This window comes from Nocardia sp. NPDC050435, assembly GCF_040655395.1.
In the GTDB taxonomy this organism is placed as follows: domain Bacteria; phylum Actinomycetota; class Actinomycetes; order Mycobacteriales; family Mycobacteriaceae; genus Nocardia.
The window spans coordinates 74,418-93,273 of the sequence record NZ_JBFAJW010000001.1; the positions used below are offsets into that span (position 1 = coordinate 74,418).

General features: G+C 65.3%; 20 protein-coding genes. 9 read left to right on the forward strand and 11 right to left on the reverse strand.

Annotation, left to right across the window (positions count from 1 at the left end; all coding sequences use genetic code 11):
• Positions 1 to 676: 676 nt before the first annotated feature.
• The gene (locus AB0I43_RS00390; RefSeq protein WP_357430885.1) at positions 677 to 1,036 is read right to left on the reverse strand and encodes a hypothetical protein; all 360 of its coding nucleotides are present in this window, start codon (positions 1,034 to 1,036) and stop codon (positions 677 to 679) included.
• A gap of 453 nt (positions 1,037 to 1,489) precedes the next feature.
• Between AB0I43_RS00390 and AB0I43_RS00395 the strand changes: the two genes are divergently transcribed.
• Positions 1,490 to 2,176: a response regulator transcription factor gene (locus AB0I43_RS00395; RefSeq protein ID WP_356977529.1), complete on the forward strand. Its 687-nt coding sequence runs from the start codon at positions 1,490 to 1,492 to the stop codon at positions 2,174 to 2,176.
• A gap of 76 nt (positions 2,177 to 2,252) precedes the next feature.
• Positions 2,253 to 3,611, forward strand: a complete 1,359-nt coding sequence (locus tag AB0I43_RS00400; protein ID WP_356977527.1) for a HAMP domain-containing sensor histidine kinase — start codon at positions 2,253 to 2,255, stop codon at positions 3,609 to 3,611.
• A gap of 124 nt (positions 3,612 to 3,735) precedes the next feature.
• Here AB0I43_RS00400 and AB0I43_RS00405 read toward each other — a convergent pair whose 3' ends face one another.
• On the reverse strand, positions 3,736 to 4,686 hold the full coding sequence (locus AB0I43_RS00405) for a helix-turn-helix domain-containing protein (RefSeq protein ID WP_357430887.1): 951 nt from the start codon (positions 4,684 to 4,686) through the stop codon (positions 3,736 to 3,738).
• A gap of 78 nt (positions 4,687 to 4,764) precedes the next feature.
• Here AB0I43_RS00405 and AB0I43_RS00410 point away from each other — a divergent pair, with 78 nt between their 5' ends.
• Complete coding sequence (locus AB0I43_RS00410; RefSeq protein WP_356977523.1) at positions 4,765 to 5,157, forward strand: cupin domain-containing protein; 393 nt, start codon at positions 4,765 to 4,767, stop codon at positions 5,155 to 5,157.
• 215 nt (positions 5,158 to 5,372) lie between these two features.
• Here the strand turns inward: AB0I43_RS00410 and AB0I43_RS00415 are convergent, their stop codons facing one another.
• The 3 genes from AB0I43_RS00415 to AB0I43_RS00425 form a co-directional block, all read right to left on the reverse strand.
• A complete protein-coding gene (locus AB0I43_RS00415; protein ID WP_356977521.1) occupies positions 5,373 to 5,984 on the reverse strand; it encodes an isochorismatase family protein in 612 nt (203 codons plus the stop codon).
• An 88-nt stretch (positions 5,985 to 6,072) separates the two neighbouring features.
• Entirely contained in the window at positions 6,073 to 7,056 is a 984-nt protein-coding gene (locus AB0I43_RS00420) for a helix-turn-helix domain-containing protein (protein ID WP_356977519.1), read from the reverse strand.
• Between the two features lie 105 nt (positions 7,057 to 7,161).
• Positions 7,162 to 7,794, reverse strand: a complete 633-nt coding sequence (locus AB0I43_RS00425) for an ABATE domain-containing protein (protein ID WP_356977517.1) — start codon at positions 7,792 to 7,794, stop codon at positions 7,162 to 7,164.
• Between the two features lie 65 nt (positions 7,795 to 7,859).
• On the opposite strand from AB0I43_RS00425, the gene AB0I43_RS00430 reads away from it, so the two are divergent.
• A complete protein-coding gene (locus tag AB0I43_RS00430) occupies positions 7,860 to 8,747 on the forward strand; it encodes a DMT family transporter (RefSeq protein WP_357431152.1) in 888 nt (295 codons plus the stop codon).
• Positions 8,748 to 9,248: 501 nt separating this feature from the next.
• Here AB0I43_RS00430 and AB0I43_RS00435 read toward each other — a convergent pair.
• The 3 genes from AB0I43_RS00435 to AB0I43_RS00445 form a co-directional block, all read right to left on the reverse strand.
• Complete coding sequence (locus AB0I43_RS00435) at positions 9,249 to 9,623, reverse strand: DUF4440 domain-containing protein (RefSeq protein ID WP_356977513.1); 375 nt, start codon at positions 9,621 to 9,623, stop codon at positions 9,249 to 9,251.
• Between the two features lie 111 nt (positions 9,624 to 9,734).
• The gene (locus AB0I43_RS00440) at positions 9,735 to 10,844 is read right to left on the reverse strand and encodes an NADH:flavin oxidoreductase (protein WP_356977512.1); all 1,110 of its coding nucleotides are present in this window, start codon (positions 10,842 to 10,844) and stop codon (positions 9,735 to 9,737) included.
• Between the two features lie 119 nt (positions 10,845 to 10,963).
• The gene (locus AB0I43_RS00445) at positions 10,964 to 11,566 is read right to left on the reverse strand and encodes an NAD(P)H-dependent oxidoreductase (RefSeq protein WP_357430889.1); all 603 of its coding nucleotides are present in this window, start codon (positions 11,564 to 11,566) and stop codon (positions 10,964 to 10,966) included.
• 117 nt (positions 11,567 to 11,683) lie between these two features.
• Between AB0I43_RS00445 and AB0I43_RS00450 the strand changes: the two genes are divergently transcribed.
• A complete protein-coding gene (locus AB0I43_RS00450) occupies positions 11,684 to 12,421 on the forward strand; it encodes a TetR/AcrR family transcriptional regulator (protein ID WP_357430891.1) in 738 nt (245 codons plus the stop codon).
• 60 nt (positions 12,422 to 12,481) lie between these two features.
• On the opposite strand, the gene AB0I43_RS00455 is transcribed toward AB0I43_RS00450, so the two are convergent.
• Positions 12,482 to 13,378 carry a helix-turn-helix domain-containing protein gene (locus tag AB0I43_RS00455; protein WP_357430893.1) on the reverse strand — a complete coding sequence of 299 codons (897 nt, stop codon included), beginning with the start codon at positions 13,376 to 13,378 and terminating at the stop codon, positions 12,482 to 12,484.
• Positions 13,379 to 13,528: 150 nt separating this feature from the next.
• On the opposite strand from AB0I43_RS00455, the gene AB0I43_RS00460 reads away from it, so the two are divergent.
• Both AB0I43_RS00460 and AB0I43_RS00465 read left to right on the forward strand, forming a co-directional pair.
• Positions 13,529 to 14,362, forward strand: a complete 834-nt coding sequence (locus AB0I43_RS00460) for an enoyl-CoA hydratase/isomerase family protein (RefSeq protein ID WP_356977504.1) — start codon at positions 13,529 to 13,531, stop codon at positions 14,360 to 14,362.
• 48 nt (positions 14,363 to 14,410) lie between these two features.
• Positions 14,411 to 15,226, forward strand: coding sequence for a thioesterase family protein (locus AB0I43_RS00465; protein ID WP_356977502.1), 816 nt, complete (start codon positions 14,411 to 14,413; stop codon positions 15,224 to 15,226).
• 25 nt (positions 15,227 to 15,251) lie between these two features.
• Here AB0I43_RS00465 and AB0I43_RS00470 read toward each other — a convergent pair whose 3' ends face one another.
• Positions 15,252 to 15,842, reverse strand: a complete 591-nt coding sequence (locus AB0I43_RS00470) for a TetR/AcrR family transcriptional regulator (RefSeq protein ID WP_356977500.1) — start codon at positions 15,840 to 15,842, stop codon at positions 15,252 to 15,254.
• A gap of 51 nt (positions 15,843 to 15,893) precedes the next feature.
• Here AB0I43_RS00470 and AB0I43_RS00475 point away from each other — a divergent pair, with 51 nt between their 5' ends.
• Together AB0I43_RS00475 and AB0I43_RS00480 are read left to right on the forward strand one after the other, a co-directional pair.
• Positions 15,894 to 16,571 carry an enoyl-CoA hydratase/isomerase family protein gene (locus AB0I43_RS00475; RefSeq protein WP_356977498.1) on the forward strand — a complete coding sequence of 226 codons (678 nt, stop codon included), beginning with the start codon at positions 15,894 to 15,896 and terminating at the stop codon, positions 16,569 to 16,571.
• Between the two features lie 110 nt (positions 16,572 to 16,681).
• Positions 16,682 to 17,362, forward strand: coding sequence for an alkylmercury lyase family protein (locus AB0I43_RS00480; protein ID WP_357430895.1), 681 nt, complete (start codon positions 16,682 to 16,684; stop codon positions 17,360 to 17,362).
• Between the two features lie 704 nt (positions 17,363 to 18,066).
• On the opposite strand, the gene AB0I43_RS00485 is transcribed toward AB0I43_RS00480, so the two are convergent.
• A complete protein-coding gene (locus AB0I43_RS00485) occupies positions 18,067 to 18,852 on the reverse strand; it encodes a glycerophosphodiester phosphodiesterase family protein (protein ID WP_356977494.1) in 786 nt (261 codons plus the stop codon).
• Positions 18,853 to 18,856: the final 4 nt, after the last annotated feature.

The following is an 18,856-nucleotide window of genomic DNA, read 5'->3' on the forward strand; positions in this document are numbered from 1 at the left end:
ACTGGGACACCGAGGTCCGCACACACACAGCGTAATGACCTGCACTGCAACAGATTTCCTGGTCACTAATCGGTTGATCGCCCTGGAACACGGCATCGAGGTCTATCGCCGGAGCTGGACGACGACGGTTCCGCGCGACCTCACCTGAAGCCTACAGCGGCCGCGCGGAGACAATCTCGGATGACGAGCTATCCATAACTGCCGTGCTGGCACGGCAGGTAGCTCGCCGGTAACGTCGCCGGTCAGCAGAACGGACGGGTCGAGGAGCTGTTCTGGCATCACGGTCCAACGTGACATTTTCAGCCGCGGAGTCGTTCGAACCGCGCGCTCGAGGGTGGGTAGCGGGCTGAACTCACCGTGGTTGTCGGCGAGCTCTGCGCCGTCGCTGCAGGCCGGGGCGACAAACGAACCTCGTGGGAAAGGTGCGCAGTTTCACTGCGCTCTCAGGTTGGCGCCACGTCCGCCGTCCAACTGCCCGTCCGGGTTGCGCTGAGTTGGCCAGCCTTGCCGCCGGACTGCTCTCGTGCCGATGGCGATCGCACCCATCAACCGAAGCCAGATCATGACCGAGCTTGCATGGCACGCCCCTCCTCGGTATCCGATGCCTCCGAGTCCGCAGCGCACGCCGCCGACGCGCCCTCCCCAGCCAGGGGGAGGACGCGCGCGAACGGCGGTGTCAGCAGGTCGGCGAATTGAAGTAGACACCACCAGGCCGCGGACCCGGTACCTCGGCCGAGTTGTGGTAGCAGACGATATCGGGTGCGCCTTCCCGATGGATGATCACACGATTGCCGTCCCGTTCGATCGTCACGCGGCGCCCATCGACCATGTCTTCGTCGCGGTAGATCACTGCACCGCCGCCGGGTTCCTGGATGGTCACTTCCTGGCCGCCGGAACCCTCGAAGGCCCCGGGGTCTGCGGCGGCGGATACCGTGCCACCCGCGCCGACGGCGAGCAGGGTGGCCGCGCAGAGAGCGAATGCGATGGCGCGGTCGGAGGTTCTGCTGAGCATTGCCTTCTCCTCTGGGTTATGCACCGGTGTCTCCGAAGCATCAACACTGTGGCCGACGCACGCTGAAGCGGGCCTGAAGGAGGCTGAAGCGGCGATCACCGGCTGGCTGGTGGGTGGGTCCGTCGGGTCCGTTTTGAACGGTGACTCGGGGACCCGGCAATTCCGAACCGGGCACCCGAGCCACCACCCTCGACCCCGAAGCCACGGCCGCACTGGCGTGTACGCCGGGATCAGCTCGGGGCGCAGCGCAGCATGGCTACGACGCGCCTTTGCCGTGGGGCTGAATTCCCCTCGTGCACACGTCACTTCCGTCGACGGCATCTCTGGTGGGGTGGATGTCGGCGCACCCCTACCAGCATCACCGCTCCCGGGCCGATGTTCCGGGAGGACCGGAACGCAGTCAGTTTGGGGAGTCGACCTGAAGTCTGTCTGAACAAAGCTGAAGATGCCTTCAGACATGCCTGCGAGTATCGCTGAGTGCGAATATTGGTGGTGGAGGACGAGACCCGGCTGGCCGATGCGCTGCGATCAGGTTTGGAAGCCGAAGGGTGGGTGGTGGATGTGGCCGGTGACGGGCGCGACGGCCTGGAACTCGCGCAGACCTTCAAGTACGACGTCATCGTCCTCGACATCATGCTGCCAGGCCTCAACGGCTATCGGGTGTGTTCGCTCTTGCGGCAGGCGAGGGATTGGACGCCGATCCTCATGCTCACCGCCAAGGATGGTGAGTTCGACGAGGCCGAAGCGCTCGACTCGGGCGCCGATGACTATGTGACGAAGCCGTTCTCGTATGTCGTGCTTCTCGCGCGGTTGCGTAGTCTGGTGCGCCGTCGGCCATCTCCTCGGCCGCCGTTGCTGCGAATCGGTGATCTCACGCTCGACCCCGCCACTCGAGTCTGCCGCCGCGCGGGCACCGATATCGCCCTGACCAGCAAAGAGTTTTCTGTACTGGAGATCTTGGCCCGACGTCCCGGTCAGCTGGTCTCCAAACGTGAATTGCTTACCAGTGGATGGGATTTCGCCTTCCAGGGAGACTCGAATGTGGTCGAGGTGCATATCAGCGCTCTGCGCCGCAAGATCGACGCGCCCTTCGGTCGTCGCAGCATCCGTACCGTTCGCGGGCACGGCTACCGATTGATCGCACAAGGCCTCAGTGATGACTGAACCCGTACGTCGGCCGATACGATCGTGGAGATCTGTGCGGGCACGAACAACGGTCGCCGCCACCGCTGTCGTAGCGGTGGCGCTGCTCGCGGCGGGCTGGGCCACCGTGCACCACGTCGAGTCCAGCCTCAGCTCCGGACTCGATGACATGCTGCGACGCCAACTCGGTGCAGCGGCAGCAGCGCTGGCGGCAGGCGAGCCGGTCGAGCTGGTGGATCGGTCGGTGACCATCCGCATCGCCGCCCGTGACGGTGAAATGTGGCAGCCACGCCAGAACACACAACAGAGCCAGACTTCGCATCCGGGTGGGTCATCACCCGCCAACGACAAGCTCGGAACCCCTGATCTGGGTCGGCAAGTCTTCACGATCGGCCCCGCCGACGTGCCGACCCGCGAGGTAACGACCACGGTCTCCATGCGCGACCAAGGAGACGTGGTCGTCACCGCCGATGTAACCACCGAGTCCATTCAGGACGCCACGCAGGCGACGACGCGACTCTTGCTGTTCGCGGCGCCGCCCTTGCTGCTGCTCGTTGCCGCGTCGACCTGGTTCGCGACCGGTCGGGCAATGCGGCCGGTGGAGTCGATTCGAGCCGAATTCGCACGCCTCACAGCTCAGAACCTCGGACGCCGAATGCCGGTTCCCCCTACAGGTGACGAAATCGCCAGACTCGCAACCACACTCAACGACACTCTCTCGCGTTTGGAACAGTCCACCCGCCGAGAGCGGCAGTTCATCGCCGATGCATCCCACGAACTACGCAGTCCCCTGGCGAGCGTGCGGACACCGCTCGAGGTCGCTGCCCGCTACCCTGAGCGCGCCGACTGGATTACCGTCGCTGACGGCGCCCTCGAAGATCTCGATCGCCTCGAACTGCTCATCAGTGACCTGCTGACCCTCGCACGTCTTGAATCGACCGCCGAGATCCTCCGCGAGCCAGTCGATCTCGACAGACTCGTCCGCGCAACAGCGCAGCGGTACAGTGCTGTTGACATCGAGGTAACCACGACTCAGGGTGTGATTGTGCAGGCCCACCGCAGCCACCTGCGCCGATTGATCACCAATCTGCTCGACAACGCCGAGGCGCATGCGACCAGTCGGGTCATGTTGCGTCTCAACAATGTTCACAACAACGCCGTTTTGGAAGTCGTCGATGACGGTCCCGGAATTCCGGCACCGGAGCGTGACCGGATCTTCGAGCGATTCGCCCGGCTCGACACGGCCCGCGGCCGCGATGACGGAGGGGCCGGGCTCGGTCTGGCCATCGCGCGCGACATTGCCATCTTGCATGGAGGCACGTTGGTAGCCACCGATGCCGACGGCGGTGGTGCGCGCCTGGTGTTTCAGATGCCCTCGAGTACCCCTAACGTCCCAAAGCCCTCGTGCTGCAACCGCACAAAGAGGGCATCGAAGGTCGCTTCAGGGCAATGGTGATGGCACCGCGACGGCCATCTTCTCGGCGCGCGGGGATGCCCGTCATGTCGCCGGCAGGCGCGCGAACATCGTGGGGGTCTGCACGCGATAGTCCAGCGGTGGCGGTTCGGAGGCGCCCAGGTCGCTAGCCCGAAATGGCTGCGCCCGGTCCGAAGTGGCGGCGATATGTGGTGGGAGTCAACCCGATTCGGCGGCGCATGATGGCTCTGAGATTGGCGGCGGTACCCAGCCCGCTGGCATGTGCGACAAGCTCGAGGTTCTGTTCGCCGCGTTCGAGCAGGCGGCACGCGAGTGCGACCCGTTCGCCGGTCAGCCAGGCCAGTGGCGTGGTGCCCAACTCGGCCTGAAAACGCCGGTGCAGGGTAGCCGGGCTTACCGCCGCCCGTGCGGCGAGCTCGGTCACGGTGATCGGGTGATCCAAAGATGTTCTGGCCCAATCGAGTACGGGCCGCAAAGAGACGTCCTTGACCGGGGCGATGGGCGCTTCGACGAACTGGCGCTGTCCGCCGTCGCGGTGACCGGCGAACACCAACCGGCGACTGACCGCGGTCGCGATCTCGGCACCGTGGTCGTGCCGGATCAGATGCAGGCACAGATCGAGCGCGGCGGCGCTGCCGGCTGCGGTCAGCACGTCGCCCTCGTCGACATAGAGGACATCGGGCTGCAACAACACCTTGGGATAGAGTTCAGCGAATCGCTCGGCCCAGCGCCAGTGCGTGGTGGCCCGACGCCCGTCGAGAATTCCGGCTGCGGCCAGAGTGAACGCCCCGGTGCAGAAACTCACCAGACGCGCGCCGCGCTCAGCGGCCTGCCGCACGGCGCGCAGCACCTCCGGTGTGCACCCCGCGTCCGGATCGGGTCGGTTCGGCACGATCACGGTGTCGGCCGTCTCGACCGCGGCGAGCCCGGAAACTCCGCCGAGGGTGAAGAACCCGCCATGCATGCGCGCGGCACCGCCCTCGGCGCACAGTTCGAAGTCATACCACGGTCGGTTCAACTCCGGCCGGCGCAGCCCGAACAGTTCAGTCGCGACGCTCAACTCGAACGGGTTCGAGCCCTCGTCGACGATCACCACCACTCGATGCGAGGATTCGTGCGACATATGCTATTTCTATCACTTTCCAGGTTCGGATTTGTCGACGACGATGACTAGGTGATCAGAGAACCAGTCGATCTGCGTGCCGCGCTGGCGGCGTTCGATGAACTGTGGGCTCCGAGGATCGCTGCCCGCGTCAATGACTACGACGTCCGTATCGCCAAGGTTGGCGGCGAATTCGCCTGGCATCGGCACGACGATACCGACGAGTTCTTCCTCGTCCTCTCCGGCCAATTGCGAATTGCTCTGCGCGAAGGGAACGATGAACGCGCAGTGACCCTCCAACAGGGATCGGTGTTCGTCGTGCCGCGCGGCGTGGAACACAAGCCCTCATCCGCAGATGGTGCATCGATCCTGATGTTCGAGCCCACTGGCACGGTCAACACCGGCGACCACCATGAGCGATTGCCCGCGCATATCAAAACCACGATCGGACACGCACTCGATTGAATGCGTACGCAGCGGCAGCTACCTCGGGCAGACGCGCGTCCGAATGTCACCGGCATGAGCGGCTGCGGCCAATCAACGAATGCGCCCATGAGGGCCACCGGGCAAGCGCATTGTCTGTCGCGATCTTCCCGGCTCGGCGGTTTTGTGGCTGGCCGAGAATCTCAGGCTCGCCGCCGGCTCGGACACTGTATTCGTCCGAGCCGGGCACGTCACACTCAGACGGTGAGGTCGTCGACAGTGGAGGCGACAGGGCCGAAACGGTCGGCGATGGTGGCCAGGGCCGCCGACTGCAGCGCGGCGGCCGAGACGGCCGGACCGTCGACGGTCGGCAGCGAGCGCGTTGCCGTGGCCTCGGCGACTACCGTGGGACGGTAGCCGAGGTTGGAGGCGCCTTCGGCGGTGAAGGTGACGCACATGTGGGTCATGAAGCCGGCCAGTACGAGTTCGGTTCCGGAGCCCAGGTCTTGCAGGGTCTTCTCGAGGTTCGTGCCGTAGAAGGCATTGGGGACCTCCTTGACCACGACCGGCTCGCCCTCGAGCGGAGCGACCTCGGCGCTGATCGCACCGATCTCGGCGCGGATGTCATACGGGGTGCCTTCGCCACCGTCGTTGATGATGTGCACGATCGGGCGGCCTAGAGCGCGGGCCGCAGCCAGCAAGCGGGCACCGGCCGCGAGAGCCTCCTCCGCACCGGTCAGGGCCATTACACCGGTGCGGTAGGTGTTCTGGAAGTCGATCATGATCAGGGTGGCGTCGGCCAGGCGCGGCAGCTCGTTGTCGAGGCCGACGACGGTACGCAGAGTGGGCGAGGGTACGACAGAGGACATGAGAGTTTCCTTTCGGGGGTGAAAGCCGAGGATCGAACTCGGCGTCATCCGTAACCGGAGTCGGCTACGGCACAGGTGTGGCCTGGATTCAGGCGATAGTGCGGAAGCGGCGGCGATACGCGCCGGGGCTGGTGCCGAGTTGTTTACGGAAGGCGCGGTGCAAGGTCTCCACCGAGCCGAGGCCGACGGCCGCGCCGACCGCCGCCAGCGGTTCGTCGGTCGTCTCCAGCAGCCGCCGGGCCGCTTCGACCCGGGCCGCCTCCACGTAGGCGGCGACCCCGGTCCCGGTCTCCTGCCGGAAGACGCGGGCGAAATGCCGGTCGCTCAAGCTCATTCGGGTCGCGAGCGCGGACACCGACAGATCACCGTCGAGATGCTCGGCGATGAACAGCCGCAGATCGTCGATGTCGCGCCGCGAGGTGGCCGGCCGGCTCAGCGGCACGCTGAACTGGCTCTGCCCGCCCTGGCGCTTCAGGTAGACGACGAGCTGCCGCGCGACTGCCAGCGCCAGTTCTTCGCCGTGATCCTCGGCGACCAGGGCCAGCGAGAGATCCAGGCAGGCGCTGATCCCGGCGCCAGTCCACACCCGCCCGGATCGGACGAAGATTGGGTCCGGGTCGACGCTGATCTGCGGGTACTCGGTGGCGAGCTGATCGGCGGTGGACCAGTGCGTGGTGGCGACCTTCCCGTCCAGCAAACCCGCGGCGGCCAGCAGGTGCGCGCCGACGCAGACCGAGGCGAGGCGGCGCACCCGGGGCGCGATCACCTCGAGCCAGGCCACCACATCGTCGTTGATCAGTGCCACCGCTCCGGCCGAGGTCATCTCTACCGCTCCGGGCACGATCAGCGTGTCGATCTCGCCCTCGATCTCGTCGAAGGCGACATCCGTCAGCAGTCGCACTCCGGCCGAGGTGGTCACCGTCCCGCCCGTGGGGCTGGCCAGGCGCACCTCGTAGCGCACCCGGTCGCCACCCTCCCGGTTCGCCAGCGCGAACACCTCGGCCGGCCCCGTGACATCGAGCAGGTCGATGTCGGGGAAGACCACGATGACAACGCGATGGTTCAGGGGCATGAACCCATCATCGGCGCGCTGGCCGATCGCCGCAATGACACATATCTGTCACATTCAGACGTGCCCCTCCTGCAGCAGGCTTTGCCGTCTTGGCTGCGACAGCCGTCACACCGGCTCGGTATGTCGGGCTCGAAAGGCGGCGCTTTTGGCCCGGTTGCCACAAACGGCCATATCGCACCACCTGCGCGAGCTGCCGCGTGAAGTATCGAGATAGAGGCGGGTGCAGCCCTCGCGTCCACACTCCTTGATTCGTGCCCGGTCGGGATCACCGAACAGTTCGACGGCCGAGCGTGCAATGGCGGTCATCGCCTGCGCCGCGCTGCCGGTACGTTGCACAGTTCCATCTGGGCCCAGCGTGGTCTCCGGAGTCGCGCCCCGGGCGACGGTATTGATCAGCCGGCGATCAGCGTCGGTGAACGCTTCGCCGGCCATGACCGCTCGGGCCAGTCGGTAGGCGGCTTCGCGCAGATCCGCGGCCTCCCGCACGACGGCGTCATCACAGTCGGGGACGCTGTCCAATATCCCCGCCGAATGGATCCAATCACCAAGCGCCGCAGGTGTTCTCACCATATCGAGCCGCTCATGGCGGCGGCCGATCACGGTGCCGATGAAATTCAGCGCGAGGTTACCGCTGACGAAGTAGTGCGGATCGTCGAATGTGAACACATACACATAGTAACCCCCTTGACCGGTTAATTGGCCAATGAAATGGTGGTAACCATCCAAGGTGGTTAGCACGTGAGAGAGGTGATCCGATGAACAACCGGCTTCTGGAATTAGCGGGCCCGCCCACATTGATCTTCATGTGGAGCAGCGCCTTCATTGCGGGCGTCATCGGAGTCGGCGCGGCCCCGCCCATGGTGGTGCTGTTCGCGCGATTCGCCATAGCCGGCATCCTGCTGATCGTGCTTGCCCTGGCCGCGGGCGCGGCCTGGCCCCGGGGCCGGATGCTCGTACACACGATGGTCGCCGGCCTGTTGATGCAACTGGTCCAGTTCGGCGGCTTCTACAGCGCGATGGGCGAGCACGTCACCGCCGCCGTCGTTTCCCTGGTACAGGGTTTGAGCCCGGTCTTGATCGCGGTCTTCGCGGGCCTGCTCGGGGAGCGGGTGAGCCGCCGACAGTGGCTGGGCTTCGGAATCGGCGGACTCGGAGTTGGTTTGGCGGTCCTGGACCAGTCTTCCTTCTCGCTGACCGGACTGTTGCTGTGCGTCGTTGGCCTGCTCGGCCTCGGCCTCGGCACCGTCTACCAGAAGCACTTCACCCCGAAAATCGATACCCGGGCCGGCACCGCTGTGCACATGGCAGTAGCCGCTCCTTTCGCAGGACTGATGGCCCTGGCCGGCGGTGACCTGCACGTCTCGGATCCCGCGCGTTTCACCGGATCACTGATCTGGATGGTGCTGATCAACTCGATGGGTGCGTTCTTGCTGCTCAACACCATGCTCCAGCGATGGGACGTCACCCGCGTCAGCCGGATGTTCTTCATCATCCCCGCGGTCACGGCCGTGATGGCGTGGCTGGTGATCGATCAGCCCCTGCACCCGCTGACGGCCCTCGGTCTGGCAGTCGGCTTGGCCGGGACGGTACTGGCCGCAGCACGGAAGCCCGCGCCGCAAAGCGCCGACATGCCGCTTGAGCCTCCGGTAGAGCCCCGGTCCCAGGTTCGGGATGTCGTATCCGCGCACTGAACTCGATCGACCATCGCGCGAACCGATGTCCGGTTGCCGACTTCCGGCAGCCGGGCATATCCCGACCGGAGATCACGGGGCCCGCGATCAGAGCGAGACGGCCCGGCGCCCACTTACCGATGCCAACTTTCACCGATCAACGACATCGCAGCCGCCGATGCATCCGGCTGTACGAATCGGATCCATCGTCGGGAACGAGCCTCCACCACGGAAGCGAGGGGCAGCAAATGTCGGCATGAGTCATCGCATCGAGTGGTAGCGATCGTCGACGGAGGCTCGAACCCGTTCGAGTTGAGCGACCGAACTATTCGGGCTAGGTCAGCCGGGATTTATCTGGCCGTGGGATGACTTCGAGTTGCGCGCGGCGGGGGTGTGCGCATGCACCCTGGCGGTGAGGGCGTGTCGCCGACGTTCGCGGACCCTCGGACCTTGTGCGACGGCGCGGACTCGGCGGCATCGCCTACTTCGGAGCAGACCTGCCCTATGCGCGCTGGATCATGATCAGGCTTCGGTTCGCTGAGGCGGATCCGTGATCGGAGTGTTCTGGGCCCCTGCAAGCCACCATCTGCCATCTCGCTCGACCAGTATGTACATGGCGATTTCCGAGAATCCGCCGACCTCGGTGGCGAGCCTGCAGATTTGGGTCAGCACGACTCCTGGCGCGGGCGAAGTCGCGCCCACAACCTCGAAGTGTGACGACGGCGCAACCCGGGCCTTCATCAAACGGCGGTGGATGGCGTTCAATTCGGAGTAGCCCGTGACCGAGGCGCCATATGGACTGCCCCACACCACATCCGCCGCAAAAGCGGCGTCGTAGCCGTCCGCGTCGCCCGCCGCGCCTGACTGTTGTAGCCCTTCGGCGAATCGGGAGGCCACCTCGTGAGCGGTGACAGATCGTGATGAATCACCGAGTGTAGGTCGGGTGTGCATGCTGTGTTGCTCCAATCTTTTCAACCATCTGCGCTCGACCGAGCGTTGAATCGGTGCTCACCGGAGGTTGCTGAGGATGCCCGCGTGGAAGGGCGTGAGCTGGTCGGTGCGGCCGGTGAGAACTTTCGTGAGCCACTCGGGATCTCCCAGCAGGGCTCGACCGACGGCCACGAGGTCGAACTCGTCTCGCTCCATGCGGTCGAGCAGCTCGACGATGTCGGCGGGTTCGCCTTGTGACATGTTCGGGAACTCGTTGCTCAGGCCTACCGAGCCGACGCTGATGACCGGTTTCCCGGATATCTTTTTTGCCCAGCCCGCCAAGTTCAGGTCCGAGTTCTCGAACTCGGGGAGTTGGAACCGGCGGGTGGAGCAGTGGAAGACATCGACGCCGGCGTCGGCAAGCAAGGTCAGGATGATCTCCAGTTCCTGAGGCGTCTCCGCGATCCGCGCCTGGTAGTGGTTGACCTTCCACTGCGACAAGCGGAACGAGATCGGGAAATCGCCGGAGACGCTGTCCCGGCAGGCAGCCACGATCTCGGCGGCGAAACTTGCGCGGCCCGCGATGTCCCCTCCGTACGCGTCGGTGCGCCGGTTGGTATGGGCCCAAAAGAATTGGTCGATCAGATAGCCATGGCCACCGTGGATTTCGACGCCGTCGAAGCCCAGCGCCTCGGCGGCAGCCGCCGCCGAGGCGTACGCCGTGACCACCTCGTCGATATCGCCCTGAGTCATCTCACGCCCTGAGTGCGCACCGTCCAGCCCGATGCCGGAGGGGCCGATCCGCGGGGCGTCGGGCACCGGCCCATTGCCGACGGTGCGCTCCATGCCGACGTGCCATAGCTGCGGCATGATCCGGCCTCCTGCCTGGTGGACCTCCTCGGCTACAGCTGCCCAGCCCGCCAGAGCCTCATTGCCATAGAACTGCGGAACTCGGCCGCTGCTGCCCGCTGAGTCGTGACCTACGTAGGTGCCCTCGGTGACGATCAGGCCGATACCAGCGGCCGCCCGTCGGGCGTAGTACTGCGCGACGTCAGGGCCCGGCACACCGGCGGGGGAGAACTCACGTGTCATCGGCGCCATCACGACGCGGTTGGGCAGGCTGAGCCCGCCCAGAGAGAAAGGGCGGGCCAGGATGTCGCTGGCACGTTCGGGAGGACTGACAGGCATCGGTCATTAGCTTTCGAGAGAGGCCGACCGTTCTGCGACGAGGGGAATTCGGGCGATGCGGTCGGGGGCTGGAAGAGGTGCTGGAGTGTCGAGCGGCGTGGTTGTTGGCTACGGCGATGTCAGACGGCATACGGACGGAGGCGTCGGGCCTCTTGTAAAGCCTGCCCCCACCAACTGAGCTGATCGAGCATGGAGCCTGCGGCGTTGTCGGCCCCGGGTTCGGACGGTTGACCGTCGGCCCCGAACACCGCTGCGTAGTTGTGGAAGCTGACGGTGTTTCGGATGGTGACCGCGTGCAGTTCGGCGAGTACTACGCGGAGATGCTCGACCGCGCGTAAACCGCCCGCCAGGCCGCCGTAGGAGACGAACCCGACCGGCTTGGCGTGCCACTGCTCGTTGTGCCAGTCGAGGGCGTTCTTCAGCGGCGCGGGGAAGCTGTGGTTGTACTCGGGGGTGACGATCACGAAGGCGTCCGCCTGGGCCAGCCGGGGCGTCACTGCGCTGAGCTGTGCGATGACCTCGTCGGAGGGCGTCTGGCCGAAAGCCGGGAGAACGGTCGGCAGGGGCGTCTCGGCGAGGTCGACTATCTCGGCTTTCATGTCCGCGCGCTGATCGATGTGTCCGGCGATCCATTCGGCGACAACCGGACCGAATCGTCCTTCTCGGGTGCTTCCGATGATCACCACGACTCGCAGGACACTGCCGGTAGTGGAGTCAGGCATCGAGACAACTGAACCTGTGTACGTTGTATCCATGAAATACAACGTACACCCGCTTGTGTACGTTGTCCACTGCGGTTACGCTGTACGCGACATCTATCGGCGAAAGGAACTCGAACGGTGACCTCTCAGGAGCCGCAGTCGGCAAGTGAAGGCAGGGACCGGGGATCGGTGTGGGAGCGCATCGAACGACCAGCGCCGGCCCCCCGCGTCACCTTGTCTCCTCAGCGGATCGCGGAGGTCGCTGTCGCTGTCGCCGACGCCGAGGGGCTCGACGCGGTGACCATGCGCCGGCTGGCCACCGAACTGGGTGTGGCTCCAATGGCCGCGTACCGCTACGTCACGAACAAGGACGAATTGCTCGAGCTGATGGTCGACTTCGTCTACGCGGAGATGGCTCTTCCCGGCAGCCATGACGGGTGGCGTGCCGCCGTGCGGTCGGTTGCCCTGCGCATCAGGGAGGTCATGGTCGCGCACTCGTGGGTTGCGCGAGTGAACTACGGTGCGCCGACTCCGAACCAGTTGGCGGTCACCGAGGCGGTTTTGGTCGCACTCGACGGCCTCGAGCTTGACGTGGACACCGCCATGGCGGTCTACAGCACCATCACCGCCTATGTGCACGGCGCGGTCGACTCGGAGGTCAGGCTGGGTCAGATGCTTCAAGCGCGCGGCTGGTCTTCCCGTGAGGAGGCCCGCGCGGGACTCGCCACCCAGATGGCCTGGCTCGTGAACACCGGCCGCTACCCGAGGTACGCGCGCTATCTCCACGAGGCCAGCCGCAAGGATGATGCGCAATGGCAGTTCGAGGTCGGTCTGGACTCCGTGCTCGACGGGATCGCAGCGCGCCTGGCGATCTGAACGTATCTCGGAGACCATTCGGCGCTGCGATAACCGAAAGCCCCGAATGCCCCACCGGGGCTACGGGTGCCGTCTCGGGGTGAGGTCGATGTCGGCGTTCCCCAACGGCCCTGCGCAGGCCGAGCAGACCAGCTGTGCGGTGAACTGGTGGTCGCAGGCGAGGTGGGTGAGCACGACCGGTGGCCGCCCATGCGAAAGCCAGCGGTCGCCCCAGGTGAGCATGGCCAGTGGTACCGGATATAGATCGAAACCACTTGCGGTGAGCCGATATTCGTGACGAACCGGGTTGTCCTGGTATGGCGTACGCGTCAGCACGGCGTGTTCGACGAGTCGGTTCAATCGTTGGGACAAGATGTTCGGAGCGATACTCAACTGCCGGGCGAAGTCGTCGAAGCGGTGGGCGCCGAAGAAGCACTCCTGGATGATCAGTGCGCTCCATCGGTCACCGACCACCTGCAAGGTGCGCGCGATCGAGCAGGGTCGCACGCGTTCGAGCAATTCCAGCCCAGGCGCGCGTTGGCGGGCGCCGGCGCCACTGCTGCATGTCACCGGCTCGGGTCGGGAATCGAAACCGACCTCGCGTGCCTCGAGACGCCCGCCGCACCGCGAACACGCGAGCACTGCGGTCATCACCTGCCCGCACTCCCGATGAACCGCCCGCACCGGTGGGTCGGCATCGGTGCCGGCCCAGTGGTCACCCCATCGCATAGCTGTCATCAGGCACCCGAGGAAGTCCTCTCCCGGTGGGGCGAGCCTGTACTCCACGCCGATGGCCGGGCTCGAATGCCGCTCGAACAGGCCAGCGGAGGTCAGTTGCTCGAGCCGCCCCGACAGCGTGGACCGGGCGATGGCGAGCCGAGCTCGGAAGTCCTCGAAGCGGCAGACACGATCGAAGATCGCCTCCCGCAGTATCAGCCATGACCAGGCATCGCCGACGGCGTCCACGGTGCGGAACACCGAACAGTCCCGATCCCTGCCTGCGCCAACCTGATTCATGCCCAGAAGAATACCCGCAGTGCCTTGCGTAACGAGACCGGCCGCCTTAGAGTCTCGTTACGCAAGTAACTTCGGCCGCAGGAGCGCCGCATGGAATCTCCCTATCAGCACATGATCTTCGACCGCTACGGCGTCATCACCACGATCACCTTGAACCGCCCAAATGTACACAACGCGTTGGATCGAGCGTTGTCCGCTGAACTCAACCACGCCGTGCGTCAGGTCCGCGACGACCGCGATTGCCGGATCCTGATCTTGCGCGGCGCGGGCGAAACCTTCTGTGCTGGTGATGATGTCGCCGAGTTCAACTCATGGGACCCCGAGGATGTCTACTGGCAGGTCCGCAGCTACCAGGAGACGGTGCAGATCATCGAGGATCTGACTCCGATCACAATCGCCGCGGTCGACGGCGTCTGTACCGGCGGTGGTCTGGAACTGACGCTGGTCTGCGATTTCGTCATCGCTACCGACCGCTCTCGGTGGGGGATGCCCGAAATCGATTGGGAGATCACCCCGGGCTGGGGCGGAACCTCGCGGCTCGGCCGCTTCGCGGGCCGCCGCAAAGCCAAGGAATGGAACCTCCTCGGTGCACTGTTCAGCGCGGCGACCGCCGAACGCCATGACCTGATCAACCGGCTCTGCACCGCCGAAGAACTGGACGATGAGGTGACGGCCTTGACCGAGGTGATGCTCGCCAAGCATCCGACGACGGTGCGGCGCACCAAGTTCATCTTGAACAAGGGTGCCGATCTGCATGTCTCCGGTGCGCTGGCTTTCGAAGTGCCGATCACGCCCTACCCGCCCGAGGCCCGGGGAATCGCCGAGTTCACCGACCGCCAAGCCCGGCGGCGGCGCCGCAGCCTGTCCGAGCATTTCTGGCAGGACGATGCTGACCAGAGGCGAGACCTGTCATCAAGGCCGTCGCTCGCTCCACCCACGACCTGACCCGGCCCCGTGGGGCCGCACCTTGACACCGCGACTGAGGATTGACCTTTGACCGAGACCAGCGCATCGCATCTATTCGACATCGCCGTGGCCCTGGACCCGCTGGGACCCGGCGAGTTCCGAGGGCGCACCACGTCGGCCTACGCCAACATCGTCGGACCGTTCGGCGGTATCACGGCGGCCACGATGGTCCGTGCGATCCAGCTGGACTCTCGCCACATCGGCGATCCGATCTCGCTGACCGTCAACTATGCGGGACCTATCGCCGAGGGCGACTTCGTCGTCTCGGCGCAGCCGGTGCGCACCAATCGCAGCACCCAGCATTGGTCGGTAACCGTGATCCAGCGAGACCAGCTCGTCACCACCGCCACCGCGGTTTTCGGCAGCCGGCGCGCGACGTGGAGCGCTACCGAGGCGCTCGCGCCGACGGTGGTCTCCGCGCCGGAGCTTCCGCGCGCCGAGTTGTCGGGCTTGGTTTCCTGGGTCGACAACTACGATCTACGGTTTATCGAGGGCGGGATAGCTCCCACACATGATCTGCCGACCACGTCGGCAACGACGGTCTGGGTGTGTGATCATCCCGCCCGCGCCCTGGACTACCCCGCCCTCACAGCGATGAGTGATGTGTTCTTCCCGCGGGTCATGCTGCGGCTGCAACGCATGGTTCCCGCTGGCACCGTCTCTATGACCATCTATTTTCACGCCAACCGCGAACTGCTCGCCGCGCAGTCGAATCGACATGTCCTGGCCGCAGCGCGCGCCCAGCATTTCGGAAACGGCTTCTTCGATCAGTCCGCCCAGCTGTGGTCCGACACCGGCGAACCGTTGGTCACGACCCACCAACTGGTGTACTTCAAGGCCTGAAACCGCTCGCGGCCAACGGAAGAGCTCAACCGTTGGCCCGCGCGGCGGCCGCTGCGACCAACTGCGCCGCGGTTTCCCCTGAGGTCTTCAGCGGGATGATCGATCGCTGGGAGCGGCTGAGCACGATCGCGCCCTCGAACATCGACAAGATCACCATGGCCAGCCGCGCCGCGTCTTCGGCGGGAATCTGTGGAGTGGTCAAAGATTCGGTGATCCGCTCGAGCCAGGAGGCGAACACCGCCTCGCAGGCTCGGCGCAGGCGCGGCACGGTGGAGGCCACCTCGGCGGCTACCGCGCCGATCGGGCAGCCGTCGGCGTAGTCGGAGTTCTCCAGCGCCTGGGCGCCGAGCGAAAAGAAGTCGCGCACCGCGGTCTGCGGGTCGGCGGCACGCGCGAGAGTCAGGGCCATCAACTTTTCGAATCGCGCGCCGGCCTCGCGCATCGCCTCCTCGGCCAGTTGTTCTTTGCCCTCGGGAAAGAAGTGGTAGAGCGAACCCCATGGGGCGCCGCTGGTGGTGATGATCTGTTTGAGGCCGGTATTGGCAAAACCCTGTCGGCGGAACAGTTCCGCTGCGGTCTGCAGTACACGTTGGCGGGTGTCGGTTCGTGCGGGCACGGTTCAGTGTAGCGGATGCGTATGTAGAGCGATCGTCATATAATAACTGCCATGACTTCAGCTCTGCTGCAAACCGAATTCCCGGCCGAGGGTGTCGCCGTCCTTACGTTGAACCGTCCTGAGAAGAAGAACGCGCTGTCGATCGCGTTGCGCGACAGCATCAGTGACGAGCTCGATGCTTTGGCCAAGGACGAACGCGTCCGTGTCGTGGTGCTCATCGGTGCGGGCGCGGTGTTCAGTGCCGGGTTCGATCTCGGTGAGTTCACGAGCTCGGACCCAATTGTCCAGCAGACGTTGTGGCCTTCCAGTGACCGCTTCCATCACACGCTGCTGCGGTTCCCGCTCCCGGTCCTCGCTGCCATCGACGGCCCGGCGCTTGCCGGAGGTTTCGATATGGCCACCCTGTGCGATATCCGGATCTGCTCGCAGACCGCAGTATTCGGGCACCCCGAGCAGAGTTGGGCCGACATCGTCTACGGTCCGCTCCATGATCTGCTCGGCGGGGCGACTGCTCGTGATCTGTGCTTCACCGGGCGGCGCGTCGAGGCTGCTGAGGCGCTGCGGATCGGTCTGGTCAGTCGCGTTGTGCCTGGCGCGAACCTTCGTTCGGTCGCGGTGGCGATGGCCTCGGACATCGCGCGTGCGCCGCGGCAGGTGTTGATCCGGACCAAAGCCAAGGCTCTGGCCCGCTCGACCGTGTCACCGCACGCGTCGACTTTGAGCCTGTAGCAGCCGTGTGACCTTCGGACGGTGCGTGGCTCGAGATCGCGCACCAGGGGGATAGCGCATGAGCTGTCAGATTCCAGCAGCCACCAACAGGCACGATGCAGGAGAACGTATTGAACACGCCGCTGTCACGCAGAGTTCGCGATCTCGTCTACCAGACGTTCGCGGCCCAGGGCCGCGCGCCATCGCTGGCAGAGCTGGCCGGTCGGACTCAGTCCACCATCGACTCCATCCATCAGATCCTCGACGACCTGGCCCACGAGCACGCGCTGGTCCTGAATCCCGACCGAGACGCGGTGCGGATGGCGCATCCATTCACCGCCGCCCCGATGGCGTTCGTGGTGACCCCGGCCGACGGCCACGATGATCGCCGCTGGTGGGGTGGATGTGCGTGGGACTCCTTCGGCATCAGCGCCGCACTGCATCTCGACGTTCGCATCGACACTGCCTGCCCGCAGTGCGGCGCTGAAATCAGGCTTGTTTCGGGGCCGACGGTCACGCCCCCGGCTGGACCGACTGTCCGATTCCCGCGGCCGGCCCGGCAGTGGTGGGACGACGTTGTCGGCACCTGCACGATGATCCGGATGTTCTGCGACCGCGACCACGCCGAGCAATGGACAGCCGACAACGATCCGGGTGGCGGCTATGTCGTTGACGCAACGACGGTGTGGCGACTGGCCGGGCCGTGGTACGGCGACCGCCTACACCCTGACTTCCAGCCACACAGCCGCGAGTTCAACCAGCGTCTTCTCGACGAGTGCGGACTCACCGGCCCGTTCTGGGAGCTGCCGTGACAGCCTGAACGTCCCCGCGCCCTCGGCTTTGGACGTTGCTCAGCAGTCGGGCGCGCGCGTCAGCTGACGGACGGTGGTGCTGTCGTCCTTGCCGACCGTGCGACGAATCGGGCTGAATCGCAGGCTAGGCGCGACAGTTCCGCATCCAGCGCGGTTGGCAGTCGCCCGATCCCGCATCTCGAGTGGCTCTGATCCCGAATTCGGCATCGCTGAATCGCGAATTTCGACAGCGTGTCGTCCGACGGATAGTCGTCGATCTCGACACCATTACGGGCCGTGCTGGCTGCGGTTCGGCTGTACCTGATTACCCACCGGAGCGGAGTGGTCGCTTGCGATCGCGACAGGTTGTCACGCCCCGCCCTCGGGTAACCATCCACAGCAGATTGCAACAAGTTATCGGCCTGACCCGGCAGTGAATCCGCGAAGCCTGCGGGACCGATAGGCTGATGAGCGGATGCCTTCTACTCGTGCCCGAGACGACTCAGCCCATGCACTCAGCCCTGCGGTTCCTCGGTAACAAGATGGAAGTGGTTGAACGCCCTCGCGGGCTGCTTCACATCTGAATCCAACTTGTCATCCGAGTACTCGCTCTGCCGGGGGGGTGTCCCTATGTTTTCGTCAACCCCCGGCGCCGGAGGTGGTTGGCGCTCGGAGTCGATGGTGCTGCGCGAGGTGATGTGGTCAGCGGGCGATCGGGTTCGGTCTCAGCGCACGATGTCCATCAGTAGTTCTGGCAGGTTGGTGAGGATGCCCGTCACGCCGATGTCGATGAGTCGCTTGAGATCGTTCTCGGGGGTGTCGGCGCTGATGTCGCCGTAGAGGGTGTCGGCGCAGGTCCATACCGGTGCTCCGCGCGCGACGACGCTTTCGACGAGCTGAGCGCCGGTGTTGTGGTCGGTCAGCAGCCAGGCTGGCCAGAGACGGACGATGTCTGCGTCGGCGGCGATGAATGCCGCGATCTCCGATGGGTCCGGCGGGAGGTCCGTTCGTCCGGGCACGAGCGCCAACGTCCTCAGGCGTGGATCCAGTTTTTTGAATTCGTGCAGGTCGGTGACCGTGCGCGGACCGAGGATCACCTTGTGCGAGGCGTCGAAGTGATCGGTCATCGCAACGATTTCCTCCTTGGCTTCGGGTGGGCAGTCCTTGATGTCGAGCAGCAGCTGCATCCGATGTCCCTGCAGCACCTCGAGCGCTTCGCGGTAAGTCGGTATCCGCTCTCCGCTGAAGGCCGAACCGGCGAGCGAGCCGGCGTCGAGAGTCTTGATCTCGGCCAATGTCATGTCGGCGACCCGGCCGTGACCGTTGGTGGTCCGATCTACTGTGTCGTCGTGCATAACGACGAGATGCCCGTCGGCGGTGACTCGGAGGTCGATCTCGATTGCGTCGACGTCGAGTGTGATCGCGCCGCGAAAGGCGGCCAGTGTGTTCTCCGGGAGACCAGGCGCGAGTCCTCGGTGCGCGACGACGGTTACTCCGGTCGATGTAGGCACTCGT